The 12,578-nt window shown below is 71.3% G+C and carries 11 protein-coding genes; 1 reads left to right on the forward strand and 10 read right to left on the reverse strand.

What is annotated here, in order from left to right; translation table 11 throughout:
* Positions 1 to 73 precede the first annotated feature (73 nt).
* Complete coding sequence (locus tag ACIBI5_RS11130; protein ID WP_397245591.1) at positions 74 to 1,000, reverse strand: hypothetical protein; 927 nt, start codon at positions 998 to 1,000, stop codon at positions 74 to 76.
* A gap of 90 nt (positions 1,001 to 1,090) precedes the next feature.
* On the opposite strand from ACIBI5_RS11130, the gene ACIBI5_RS11135 reads away from it, so the two are divergent.
* Positions 1,091 to 1,552: an RDD family protein gene (locus ACIBI5_RS11135; protein ID WP_397245593.1), complete on the forward strand. Its 462-nt coding sequence runs from the start codon at positions 1,091 to 1,093 to the stop codon at positions 1,550 to 1,552.
* 1 nt (position 1,553) lies between these two features.
* Here the strand turns inward: ACIBI5_RS11135 and ACIBI5_RS11140 are convergent, their stop codons facing one another.
* The 9 genes from ACIBI5_RS11140 to ACIBI5_RS11180 form a co-directional block, all read right to left on the reverse strand.
* Positions 1,554 to 2,396, reverse strand: a complete 843-nt coding sequence (locus ACIBI5_RS11140; RefSeq protein ID WP_397245595.1) for a GNAT family N-acetyltransferase — start codon at positions 2,394 to 2,396, stop codon at positions 1,554 to 1,556.
* Positions 2,393 to 3,316 carry a hydroxyacid dehydrogenase gene (locus ACIBI5_RS11145; RefSeq protein WP_397245597.1) on the reverse strand — a complete coding sequence of 308 codons (924 nt, stop codon included), beginning with the start codon at positions 3,314 to 3,316 and terminating at the stop codon, positions 2,393 to 2,395. Before ACIBI5_RS11145 ends, ACIBI5_RS11140 begins: the two co-directional genes overlap by 4 nt.
* Positions 3,316 to 4,200 (reverse strand): carbohydrate ABC transporter permease, encoded by an 885-nt coding sequence (locus tag ACIBI5_RS11150; RefSeq protein WP_397245599.1) that lies wholly within the window; start codon positions 4,198 to 4,200, stop codon positions 3,316 to 3,318. Before ACIBI5_RS11150 ends, ACIBI5_RS11145 begins: the two co-directional genes overlap by 1 nt.
* 2 nt (positions 4,201 to 4,202) lie before the next feature.
* A complete protein-coding gene (locus ACIBI5_RS11155; protein WP_397245601.1) occupies positions 4,203 to 5,051 on the reverse strand; it encodes a carbohydrate ABC transporter permease in 849 nt (282 codons plus the stop codon).
* Positions 5,048 to 6,268: an ABC transporter substrate-binding protein gene (locus ACIBI5_RS11160; protein WP_397245603.1), complete on the reverse strand. Its 1,221-nt coding sequence runs from the start codon at positions 6,266 to 6,268 to the stop codon at positions 5,048 to 5,050. The genes ACIBI5_RS11155 and ACIBI5_RS11160 overlap by 4 nt, the downstream gene beginning before the upstream one ends.
* 28 nt (positions 6,269 to 6,296) lie before the next feature.
* Positions 6,297 to 7,523, reverse strand: coding sequence for a Gfo/Idh/MocA family protein (locus ACIBI5_RS11165; RefSeq protein WP_397245605.1), 1,227 nt, complete (start codon positions 7,521 to 7,523; stop codon positions 6,297 to 6,299).
* Positions 7,524 to 9,605 carry a hypothetical protein gene (locus ACIBI5_RS11170; RefSeq protein WP_397245607.1) on the reverse strand — a complete coding sequence of 694 codons (2,082 nt, stop codon included), beginning with the start codon at positions 9,603 to 9,605 and terminating at the stop codon, positions 7,524 to 7,526. It abuts the gene before it with no gap.
* Between the two features lie 34 nt (positions 9,606 to 9,639).
* Positions 9,640 to 11,589 (reverse strand): hypothetical protein, encoded by a 1,950-nt coding sequence (locus tag ACIBI5_RS11175; RefSeq protein ID WP_397245609.1) that lies wholly within the window; start codon positions 11,587 to 11,589, stop codon positions 9,640 to 9,642.
* 172 nt (positions 11,590 to 11,761) lie between these two features.
* Complete coding sequence (locus ACIBI5_RS11180; RefSeq protein ID WP_397245611.1) at positions 11,762 to 12,511, reverse strand: IclR family transcriptional regulator; 750 nt, start codon at positions 12,509 to 12,511, stop codon at positions 11,762 to 11,764.
* Positions 12,512 to 12,578 lie beyond the last annotated feature (67 nt).

The following is a 12,578-nucleotide window of genomic DNA, read 5'->3' on the forward strand; positions in this document are numbered from 1 at the left end:
GGGTATCAGCCCGACGTTAGGGCGAGGCGATTTCCACGCCGTGTCTCGTTTGTTTCGCCGGTGTTAAGGGGCCTCACGTGGCCGACGAGGCCGTGCATCCGTCGCCCTGGGGCTGATGCAGGTCATAGGGGTCGCTCGGCGCGCCGGTGCCACGTACCTGGCCCGGGTCGGACACGGGGAACTGCGGGTGGATGTAGTCGTCGGTGTCGCAACGCACCGGGGTGGCGCCGGCGCCCAGGCTCTCGACCCACACGCGGACCTTGCCCGCCGACTCGAAGATGTCGAACGAGCCCCGCGCGTGCGTCACCAGCCGGACCACCTGGTCGGGGCGGCCCGGTGGCTGGACGGCGTAGACGACCAGGTAGGTGACCTTCACGCGGGCGCCCTCGCGGTAGCGGGAGAGCGTGGCCTCGCCGCGGACCTTGATGACGTCGGTGGCCAGTTCGGTGGTGCCGGGCGCGAAGCTGTTGACCCAGGCCCGGGTGACCTTCCTACGCTGCTCGGCGTCGGCCAGGGCGGCGAAGGCCCTGGGCTCGCCGCCCATGAGCGTCGCGGGGTCGAGGTAGGCGGCGGTCAGCAGGTCGCGCACCCGCGCCAGCCCCTTGCCCGCCTCTTTCGCCGACAGCCCGCCGATCGCCTTGGGCGCGGGCAGCTCGAAACCCGCCGCTCCCGAGGCGTATCCGGCGGCGGGCGAGCCCTCGAAGGGGTCGGCGGGCGCGGGCGGCTCCGGCGTGCTCGTCGGCGCGGGCTGGATCCGCCGCACGGCGGGCTCGGGCGTCAGCAACTCGGGGCGGAAGGCCAGCACGCTCGCCGCGGCGACCAGCACGGCCAGGACCAGGACGACGGCCAGCGCCCACCGCCGCGCGCGTGAGGACGGCCGCCGGGACGAGGGCGGCGCGGCCCGGCGCGCGGCCTTGGCGGCGGCCTCGCGCATCCTGCGCTGTTCGTCCTCCCCGATCTGGGACACCAGCTCCTGGAAGCGTGCGTCGAGGTCGTCCATGAGGAGACATCATGCGTGCGGAAACGCCCAGGCAGAAGCGCGATTGGGTCACAATCGCGACCGGCGCCCCCGCCGGATACCGTGGTGGGCATGAGTGAGAAGCAGCCGCGCTGGACGCAGACCTGGCTCGGCGGCGTGCGCGCCGCCGGGGTCGACCTCGGGTACCCGGGTCAGCGGCTGGGACTGCCGGAGCGGGGCAGCGGGTCGGTGGCCGGGTGGGGGCGGCGGATCGCGGCGCTGGTCATCGACTGGATGATCTGCACCTGGGCGATCGCGCAGCTCATCCTGGGCATCAGCCCCACCGGGTCGCCGTGGGCGCCGGTGCTCATCTTCGCCCTGCAGTACCTGCTGCTGGTGGCCTTCCTGGGCCAGACGTTCGGGCACCGGCTGATGAAGATCAAGGTCGTCGCCATGGACGGCGGCATCCCGAGGCTGCTGCCGGTGTTCGTGCGGACCGTGCTGCTCTGCCTGGCGGTGCCCGCGGTGATCTACGACCGCGACAACCGCGGCATGCACGACCGCGCGTCCAACACGATCACCGTCACCATGTAGCTCAGAAGTAGTCGGCGGGCCAGTGGGCCGCGCCCGGCGCCCGCACGACCGGGTCAGGGTCGGCCAGCAGCGCGCGGGCCATCCCCGTCCGGTCGCTGCCGCGCCGCACACTCGCCAGCAGGTACGGCACCGCCGGATCGTCCCACGCGAGCCGCGCCCGCGCCCGCCGGATCCCGCGCCGCAGGGCCGCACCGGCCAGCGCGGGCAGCAGCGTCTCCAGGTCCCCGGCGACCTCGAGGATCTCCAGCTCGTCGGCGTGCCAGCGCACGGCGGCGTAGGCGTCGTCGGTGCGGAGGAGCTCGCCGTACCAGACGGGCACCCTGACCCGCCAGTGCGCCGGATCGCGGACGGTGGTCAGCGGACGGCGGCGGTTGTGCGCCTCGTGCAGGGCGGCCAGCTCCTCGGGAACGGCGGCCCGCAACGGCGCCCGGACCCGGCCGGGAACGGCCAGCGGCCCGCTGACCAGCGGCAGCTCGAACGAACGCCAGCCGGAGTAGACGGCGGGGGTGCCGGTGAACAGCAGCGACCACGCGCAGCCGTCGGCGGCCATCGCGGCCGCCGCTGCCGCCAGCAGGCGGCGGACGTGGCCCTGCCCACGGGCGTCGGGGCGGGTGGCGACGTTGGCGAGGCCGCCCACGCGGAGCACCCCGCCGCGGCCGTCGCGGATCGGGCGCGGCAGGTAGTAGACGCCGGCCAGCAGGCCGCCGGGGCCGGGCACGACGAAGGTGCGCCCGTGGCGGCCGGGGTCGCTCTCGTACAACGGCACGAGGTGCCGTGCGTCGAAGCACGTCGCCCACAGCGCGTAGAGCGCGTCGCGGTCGCCGGGGCGGGCCGTCCTGATCATCCCATCCTCGCCAGCATGTCCGCGGTGACCTCGTGCTCCAGAGGCTCCCCGGCCAGGAACCGGGCGATCTCGGCGACCACGATCTCGCCCTGGCGCCGGCGGCCCTCGACGGTCGCGGCCGCCTGGTGCGGGGTCAGCAGCACGTTCGGCAGCGTGCGGAAGGGGTGCCCGGCCGGCAGCGGCTCCTCGTCGAAGACGTCGAGCGCGGCGTCCAGGCGGCCGGAGCGCAGCTCGGTCAGCAGCGCCGCCTCGTCCACCAGCCAGGAGCGGGCCGTGTTGACCAGCATGGCGCCGTCCGGCATCAGGGCCAGCTCGCGCGCGCCCAGCAGATGGCGGGTCTCCGGCAGCGCGGGCGCGTGCACGGCGACGACGCGGCTCCCGGCCAGCAGCTCGTCCAGCTCGACGGCGCCCGGGTGGAAGGGGTCGGCCACCTTCACCTCGGCGCCGAGCGCGCTGACCAGCTCGATGTAGGCGCGGCCGGTGCGCGAGGCGCCGATGACGCCGATCGGGCAGCCGCCGATCTCGTGCCTGGCCGGGGCCCGCTCGGCGACCGCCCACGGCAGGCCGCCGCGCAGCGCGTGGTCGAAGCGGTGCACCCGGTGCAGCAGCGCGAGGGTGAAGGCCAGCGCCACCTCCGCGACCGGCCTGGCCATGCCCGCGCCCGCCTGCGTCACCCGGATGCCGCGCGCCCACACCTCGTCCGTCACGAACGGCTTGACCGAGGCGCCCGTGTGCGCGACCAGCCGTAGCCGGGGAGCCAGGTCGAGCACCTCACGTGTCAGCGGCGGCACGCCCCACGAGGTGACCAGAACCTCGGCCTCCGCCGTCAGTTCCCCGTCCGCCCCGGGCGGCGGGACCGGGCCGGGGAAGAACTGCTCCCGCAGCCCCGGCGGGACCGCGACCACCACCCGTCCGCCCATCAGCCCTTGATCCCCGACATCGTGACGCCTTCGGTGAAGTAGCGCTGCCCGACCAGGTACGCGGCGAAGATCGGCACGAACGCCACCGTCGCCCCGGCCAGCACCACGCTGAGCGGCACGTTCTCCTGGTGCAGCGAGGCGATGCCGACCGTCAGCGTCCGCATGTCCGCGCTGCCGCCCACGATCAACGGCCACAGCAGGTCGTTCCAGTGCCACAGGAAGACGAAGACCCCCAGCGTGGCCAGGATCGGCTTGCACAGCGGCAGCACGATCCTGGTGAAGATCCGCCACTCGGAGGCGCCGTCGAGCCGCGCCGCCTCGAACAGCTCGTCCGGCAGCCCCATGATGAACTGCCGCATCAGGAACACCGCCTGCGCGTTGGCCAGCGTCGGCAGGATCAGCCCCCAGTAGGTGTCCACGCCGCCGAGCTGCGCGATGAGGACGAACGTCGGGATCAGCGTGACGTGGTAGGGCACCATCACCATCGCCAGGAACGACCAGAACATGGGCTCGCGCCCCGGGAAACGCTTCTTGGCGAAGGCGTACCCGGCCAGCGAGGCCAGCAGCAGCACGGCCACGACGCTGACCACGGAGTAGACGAGCGTGTTGAACGTCCACTTCAGCAGGTCGCGCCCGCCGAGTACCTCGCCGTAGGCGCTGAAGTCGACCGGCCAGGGCAACATGCTCTGCGGGAAGGTGACGGCCGCTCCGGGCTTCAGCGACAGCACGACCATCGCGTAGAAGGGGAAGAGCGTCACCGGCGTCGCGATCGCCAGCAGGACGATCCTGGCGATCTTCCCGCCGCGCGTGGGCTCCAGGGCCTTGTAGGACGGGTGTTTCGAGCGTACGGCGGGCGGCCGCGTGGCCTGACGCGTGGCCTGCATGGTCACTTGCTCCTCCCGATGATCAGGCGCTGGATGAGCGCCACCACGAGGGTCATGACGAACAGGGCGACGCCGATCGCGCTGGCGTAGCCGAACTCGAAGTTCTTGAACCCCTGCTCGTACAGCGCCATCACGAGTGTGAAGCTGCCGTGCGCGGGTCCGCCGCCGGTCATCACGTAGACGAGGTCGAAGACCTGGAAGGAGGTCGTCGTCTCGATGACGGCCACGAAGAACAGCGCCGGGCGCAGCTGGGGCAGGACGATGTGGCGGAAGCGCTGCCAGGTCGAGGCTCCGTCGGACAGCGCCGCCTCCTCCAGTTCGCGGGGGAGATCCTGCAGGCGGGCCAGGACGATGAGCATGCCGTACCCGAATCTCGACCAGACCGAGACGATCACCAGCGCGGGCAGGACCAGCGTCGGCGAGGCCAGCCAGGACAGGCCCGTCAGCTTGGTGATCGGGCCCTCGGAGGAGAACAGCCAGGTGAAGACGGTCCCGGCGAGCACGAGGCTGGTGACGACCGGCAGGAAGAAGACCGAGCGGAAGAAGCGCGCGCCACGGAAGGAACGGCGCACCAGCAGCGCCATGCCGACCGAGGCGGCCATGGAGATGGGCACGTAGAGCACGGTGTAGATCAGCGTGACCTGCAGCGAGTCCCAGAACACCGGGTCGCCGGCCATGCGGCGGAAGTTGTCCAGGCCGGTGAACGCCGGGCTCTCGCCGATGCCGAACTCGAAGAAGCCGAGCAGCACGCCCGCGATCGACGGGCCGAAGCGGAAGGCCAGGAAGAGCAGGAGGCACGGCAGGACGAACAGCAGTCCGGTCCGCGCCTCCCAGCGCAGCGTGAACCTCATCGGCCCAGCAGGGCGTCGGCGGCCTTGGTCGCGTCGGCCAGCGCCTGCTCGGGCGTCTTCTTGCCGATGAGCGCGGCCTGGATCTCCGGCGCCAGCACGCCCATGACGTCACGGGCCCTGTCGTGCAGCGGCCCGGCCGTGGTCAGGTCGAGCGTCTTCTCCACCTCGGACTGGACCGGGTCGGCGGCGTACAGGGCGCCGGTCGTGGTGCGCGGCGAGAAGAAGCCCGAGGCCAGGTTGAACGCCTTGCTCGGCTCGGCCCCGGTGGCGAAGGCGATCCACTTGCCCGCCGCCTCCTTGTTCTTGCTCGCCTTGAGCATGCTCAGCGAGCCGACCGTGCCGTAGGCGACCTGCTTGGCGCCGGTCAGCGGCGGCACCACCTTGATGTTCTCCTTGCCCCAGAACGGCTCGACGTCGGCGGGCAGCTGCTGCCAGGTGCAGGCCACCTTGTTCTGGGCGGTGCGCGTCTGCTCGAACTTGGGCAGCCCCGTCAGCAGGTCCTTCTCCACGAAGCCGCCGTCGGCGAGCTGCTTGAGGAAGGTCAGCGCCTTGACGCCCTCGGGGCCGCCGAACGCGCTGGCCTTGCCGTCGGCGGTGAAGACGTCGCCGCCGGCCTGCCACAGCAGCGGGTAGAACGACTGGTTGAGCGTCGCGGCCGGGTCGGCCCAGTAGTTGGTGACGTCCACGCCCTTGGCCTTGAACTGCGGGGCCAGGCGCAGCACGTCCTCCCACGTCTTGGGGAAGTCCTTGATCCCGGCGGCGTCGAAGGCCTTCTGGTTGCACACCAGCGGGTTGGCCGACATGAGGACGGGCGCGCCCATGGCCTTGCCGTCGACGGTGACCGCCTGGAGCGCGTTGGGCCGGTAGCCGGCCTTGTCGGCGAGGTAGGCGTCGACCGGCTCCAGCGTCTTCACGTACTTGGGCAGCTGGTCGGGGATGAGGTAGACCACGTCGGGCGCCTTGTTGCCGGCGATCGCCGTGGACAGCGCCTCGTCCCGCTTGGCCCACGGGTAGATCTCCACCTTGACGTCCACGTTCGGGTTGGCCGACTCGAAGGCCTTGATCTGCCCGTCCCAGAACGCCTGGTGCTTGGCCTGGTCGGCGATGATGGGGTAGATCCACATGGTCACGGCCTGCTTGCCGTCGCCGCCGGACCCGCCGCAGGCGGCGAGCGTTCCGACGGCGAGCAGCGCGGCTGCCAGTGCGCGAGGTCGCATGATCGTTCCTCTTCTAGGATTCGGGCATTTAGGCATAGGGCACGGTGACGACCGTGCCGGTGTGACGGGCCCGCTCGGCGGCGAAGACCGCGAGATGGCTGTGGAGCGACTCGGTGTGGTCCGAGCGCACGAACGAGCGGTCCCCGGTGGCCAGCGCGCTCACGAAGGCGTCCATGACGCCGGCGTCGCCGCCGCCGTGGCCGTCGCCGGCGTTCGACCCGCTGCTCACGCCTTCCCACCGGGTGGTACGGCTGTCGCGGAAGTCGAGGACCTCCACCGATTCGCCGTCGCCGATCAGCCGCCCATGGGTGCCGAAGATCTTCGTCTGCCGGTGCGTCTGCTCGGTGAAGGCGGTCATCGTGAACGTGGCCGTGGCCCCGCCGGTCAGCTCCATGGCCAGCACCTGGTGGTCGACCACGTCGTTGTCGCTCGCGTAGACGCACCTGCCGTACGGGCCGGTGCGCAGGGCGTCCATGACCTCGGCCTCGGTGCCGCCGAGCACGCTGGTCGGCCAGTCGTAGCCGCGGTTGAGGTACAGCTTGGGCGCGGAGTAGGGGCAGACCGGCTCGATCGGGCAGTCGAGGCAGCGGTCGGCGGCCCCGGGCGGGCGCCGCTCCGGCCGGAAGTGGCCGAGCGAGCCGAAGCTGGAGACCCGCCGGATCCGGCGGCCGGTGACGTAGGTGAGCCAGTCGAGGTCGTGCGAGGACTTGGCGAGCAGCATCGGGCTGGCCAGCCGTTCGCTGCGCCAGGGGCCGCGCACGTAGGAGTGGGCGTGGTGCCACCAGCCGACCGGCTCCAGGTGCTCGACGCTCATGATCTCGCCGATCACCCCACTGCCGGTGACCCGCTTCACCAGCTCGGTGTAGGGCGTGTAGCGCAGCACGTGGCAGACCGCGAACAGCACCCCCGACTCGGACACGGCCCGCACGATGCGCCGGCACTCCTCCTCGGTGGGGGCCAGCGGCTTCTCCATGAGCAGCGCGTAGCCGGCGCCGGCCAGCGCGATGGCGGGCTCGACGTGCATGCGGTCCTGCGTGGACAGGATGACCGCGTCGGCCACCCTGTCCGCGAGCAGGTCCCGCCAGTCGCCGAACTCCTGGATGCCGGGGCTCCGGGCGCCGATCGCGCGGCGCCTGGCCGGGTCGGGGTCGGCGACCGCGATGAGTTCGGCCCGGTCGGGATGGGCGGCGATCCAGGAGGCGTAGGTCTGCCCCCTGTTGCCCGCTCCGGCGATGGCCAGCGTGACTTTCCGCACCTAGATCACCAGATTTCCGGAAGTGAGGACCTTCGGGCCGTCCGGCGGCAGCTCCCTGGTCACCGCCTCCTCGACGTTGCCGGTGTGCTGGACCAGCTCGAACTGCTTGATCGTGAGCTTGCCGCCGCTGAACTGGCTGCCGGTCGCGGTGTAGCGGTTGCGCCCCGCCTCCAGCAGGACGTGGGCTCCGGTGGTACGGCTGCGCATGCCGTACAGCTCCCAGGACACGAGGCCGGCCGGCTCCGCGCGGGAGAGCAGCGCGCCGCCCTCGCCCCCGCCCGAGATGTCCGTGCCGCCGTCGAGCCGCAGGCGCTGGTCGGCCTTGCCCGCCGCGCGCAGGCCGAGGCCGTTGAGCGTGCAGCCGGTCAGCGTCGCCGACCCGGCGAAGGTCAGCGGCGCGGCGTTCTGGGCGGCGTTGAAGACGACGTGGGTGAAGACCGTCTGGGCGCCGTTGAACGTGTTGCCGTCCAGGCCGTGCAGGACCGAGCGGCTGAGGTGCACCGGGCTGGTGACGCCGGCCTGCACGACCTCGCTCTTGGCGGGCAGCGTGAACGTGCATCCCTCGATGAGGTTGGGGCGGCCCGACAGCTTCGACTGCTGCGAGACGATCAGCGTGTGGCTGGCCGAGCAGCCGCGCATCTGCACGCCGTCGGCGTTGACCCAGATCATGCCCGAGCCGCTGAGCGAGGGCTTGCCGATGACCTGGACGTCCTCCAGTGTCAGATCGGTGATCTTCACGCGGGCCACGAACCACGAGCAGACGTGCTTGCGCACGGTGATGCGCTTGGCCGCCGAGCCCCAGGCGGCGCCGGAGTTGGCGAAGGTCATCAGGCCGGAGTTGCCGGTGTAGGTGAGGTCGTGCTCGTACTGGCCGTGGGTGACGAAGGGCCCCTGGTCGTCGCCGTCGCCGTGGCAGTTCTCGACGTAGCAGTACGCGCTGGCGGTGAAGTCGTTGAGATGGCGGGAGTTGGCCACGTGGCAGTCGGCGACGTGGCCGTACAGGCAGTAGATCTGCTGGGTGAGGTAGCCGGCGCCGCCCCACGTGACGCTGGCCGGGTTCTTCAGCGTGCAGCGGTCGGTACGGAAGTGCGTGGCCCAGCGGCGCATGATCACCGGCCAGAACGTGCCTTCGGCGTGGATCGACTCGACGTCGCAGTGGACGGCGTACTCGTAGGCGAGGGGGTGCGAGCCGGTGTACTGGTCGCCGGGAACGACGCCGCGGAAGCGCAGGTTGCGGACGTGGACCCGGGCGACCGGCTCGACCAGCGTCCAGGTGACGCTCCGGCCGGCCTTCAGCTCCCAGCCGTTCTTGTAGTTGACCCGGATCTGCGTGGGGCTGACGATCTGCGTGACCTCGACGAGCTTCTGCAGCTCCTTCTCCCAGCGGCCGGCGCCCTGGTCGACCTCGGCCGCCCACCACTGGCCGACCTTGAACCGGCCGGAGTCGCCGACCTCGAAGACGTCCGACAGGTCGGGCATGACCTGGGTGAGCTTGTGGGTGACCTTGGTCTCGGTGACCTTGCCGCGGAACAGGAGCACGGCGGCGAAGGGGTCGTCGGCGCCGGCCTTCTCGATGCCGTCGGTGGTCATCAGGTGGCCGCCGAAGTCGAGCACCAGGCCGGAGCGGTGGAAGGTGTGGCGCTTGGTGAAGTTCAGGTCGGTGTGGGCTTCGATCCGGGAGACGCCGGGGTCGTTGACCATGGCGTCGAGTGCGGCGTCTGCGGGGGTTTTGGCGTCGAAGATGCCAAATTTCCGGAAATCTAGGCATCCGTCGTGAATTTGGAGCCAGCGGCCCTTCGCGGCGGCGCCCAGGACGGTGCCGCCGTTGGCCGGGGCGGTGGAGTTCGCGTCCCAGCGCGCCAGCATGCCGCCGCCGTCGCCGGGGGAGCGGTAGCCGGCGACCTGGGCCAGGGTGCCGTCGGCCAGCTTCGCCGCCTCGAAGGCGAGCAGCTCGGCGACGGTGGCGGCAGCGCGTACCTCCTCCTTGGGCTTCTTGCCCGGGTCGGCCAGCGCGGGCTGGGCGAGCAGGAGGGTGCCCGCGGCGGCCAGGCCGGAGGCGCGCAGGATGTCACGACGTTCCATGGGTGGTTCCTTGCTGGGAGTGGGGGTGATCGGCTCAGAGCGTGATGGTGTGGCTGACCAGCACGCGCGGGCCCGGCGGCGGTAACCGGCGCTCGACGCCGTCCTCGACGCAGCCGGTGTGCAGGACCTCGGCGGCCCCGGTCAGGGCGAGCGTGCCGCCGGTGAAGGCGGAGCCGGTGGCCCGGTAGCGGTTCTCGCCGCCGGTCAGCTCCAGGTGGGATCGCTCGGCGCGGCTGCGCACGCCGGCCAGTTCCCAGGTGATGGCGCCGGGGCCGTCCGCCCTGGTCAGCGGGGACCCGTCCAGTTCCACGCCCTCAAGCCTGAGGATCTGGTCGCGCACGGCGGTGAGCTGGACCGGGGTGCCGGTGATGCGCCCGCCCCTGACCGTGACGCTCGCCGAGCCCAGCAGGAGGGGGCCGGCGCCGTCCAGGACGCAGTCCGTGAACGTGAGCGGGCCGGAGCCGCGCAGGGTCGCGCCGTCGAGGCCGGTGAGGACGCAGTCCTTGAAGTGCACCGCGTTCGTGACCGGCGTCTGCACGACCACCTGGCCCTTGGGCAGTTCGAAGGAGCAGCCCTCGATCACGTTGGGCCGGGTGGAGCGGCTGGAGCGCTGGCCGATCGCGAACGTCTTCGCCGAGCAGCCGCGCATCTGGACGCCGTCGGCGTTCACCTGGAGCGTTCCCGCCGGGTCGAACGTCGAGCGGGGGGTGACCCTGACGTCCTCCAGCGTCAGATCCGTGATCTTGGTTCCGGCCACGAACCAGGAGCACAGATGCTTCCTGACCGTGATCCGCTTGGCGCTGGTGCCCCACAGGGCGCCGCTGTTGGCCAGGTCCATGAGGCCGGAGTTGCCGGTGAAGACCAGGTCGTGCTCGTACTGGCCGTGGGTGGTGAAGGGGTTGCCGCCTTCGTCGTCGCCGTCGCCGTGGCGGTTCTCGACCGTGCAGTACGCGCTGGCGGTGAAGTCGTTGAGGTGGCGGACGTTGGAGGTCGTGCAGTCGGCCACGTGGCCGTAGAGGCAGTAGATCTGCTGGGTGAGGTAACCGGCGCCGCCGTACATGACCGTGGGCGGGTTCTTGAGCCCGCACCGCTCGGTACGGAAGAACGTGCACCAGCGGCGCATGATCACCGGCCAGAAGGAGCCCTCGGCCTGGACGTCGGCGACGTCGCAGTGGACCGCGTACTCGTAGGCCAGCGGGTGGGAGCCGGTGTACTGGTCGCCGCCGGGGACGCCGGTGAAGCGGAGGCCGCTCACCTGGACGCGTTCGACCGGTATTACGCGCGTCCAGGTGAGCGACCGGCCGGGAGCCAGCTCCCAGCCGTTCTTGTAGTTCACGCGGATGTGGGAGCCGTCCACGATCCGCGTGATCTGTACCAGGCGCTGGAGCTCACGCTCGTACGTCCCGGACAGGGCGTCCACCTCGACCGCCCACCACTGGCCGATCGCGAAGCCGGCCGAGTCGCCCACCTCGAAGACGTCGGACAGATCGGGCAGGACGGCGGTGAGCTTGTGGACGTGGGTGGTCTTCGTGCGCTCGCCCTGGAAGAACAGGACGGCGCCGAAGGGGTTGTCATGGGAGTTCTTCTCGATGCCCTCGGTGGTCATCAGGTGGCCGCCGAAGTCGAGCACGAGGTCCGAGCGGTGGAAGGTGTGGCGCTTGGTGAAGTTCAGGTCGGTGCGGGCCTCGATCCGGCTGACGCCGGGGTCGTTGACCATGGCGTCGAGTGCGGCGTCTGCGGGGGTTTTGGCGTCGAAGATGCCAAATTTCCGGAAATCTAGGCATCCGTCGTGAATCTGGAGCCAGCGGCCCCTTCCGGCGGCGCCCAGGACGGTGCCGCCGTTCGCCTTGGCGGTCGAGCGCGCGTCCCATCGGACGAGCATGCCGCCGCCGTCGCCCGCGGCGCGGTAGCCGGCGACACGGAGCACCGTGCCGTCGGCGAGCTTGGAAGCGTCGAGCGTGAGAAGGCGCGCGACACTGGCCACCTGTTTCATGGTTCTGGCCTCAAAGGGGATGGAAGGCCGGGCGACACGCATTGAGGCGTGCAGGCGGCGGTGCTGCTGGCCGTACTTCCCGGCGCCGGGGCTGCGGCGGCGGGAGCCAGTGATGCGCCCGAAACGATTAGCCGTGGACGCTAGACAGCGTCCGTGGGTTCTGTCAAGCGCCGAGTTCCCCCGAGATCTGCTCGGCGGTGGCCCTGACCTGGCGGCCGAGCTCCTGATAACGCCAGGCCGGCAGGTCGCGCTTCAGCGAGGTGATGCTGATCGCGCCGACGCAGGCGCCGGTGTGGTCGCGCAGCGCGCTGCCGATGCAGAAGATCCCGTCGGCGTCCTCCTCGTCGTCGACCGCGTAGCCGAGCTCCCTGACCGTCTTGAGGTGCGCGAGCAGCACCGGCAGGTCGGTGATCGTGTGCCCCGTCCGGTACGGCAGGCCGACCCGCCCGACCAGCGCTGTCACCTCCTCGTCGGCCATCTCGGCCAGCAGCGCCTTGCCCAGGCCGGTGCAGTGGGGCAGTTCGCGGGTGCCCATGCGCAGGTCGACCTGGATGCGCTCGCCGTTGCTGACCTGGTCGACGACGACCGCCTGACCCTCGTCGGGCACCGCCAGGCGGGAGTTCATCCCGGTCTGCCGGGTCAGCTCGACCAGCGCGGGCCGGGCCACGTCGCGCAGGCTCAGCTGGTCCTGGGCGCGGGAGCCGAGTCTGGCCAGCGCCATGCCGAGCCGGTAGCGGCGGTTCATGCCCTCGCCGTCGTCGGCCACGAGGCCGTACTGGCGCAGCGTGTACAGGGTCGCGAAGGCGGCGCTCTTGCTCAGCCCGCAGGCGGCGGCCAGGTCGGTCACGCTCACGCCGCCGTCGCTCTTGCTCAGGGCCTCCAGAACCTCGGCGGCGCGGGCCACGCTCCGCACCCAATATCGCGAATCCTCAGCAGGAGTGTTCGTCACAACCGAACAGCTTAGCGGAGTTCGTCGTTGA

Source organism: Nonomuraea sp. NPDC050540 (genome assembly GCF_044457485.1).
Lineage (GTDB): Bacteria > Actinomycetota > Actinomycetes > Streptosporangiales > Streptosporangiaceae > Nonomuraea.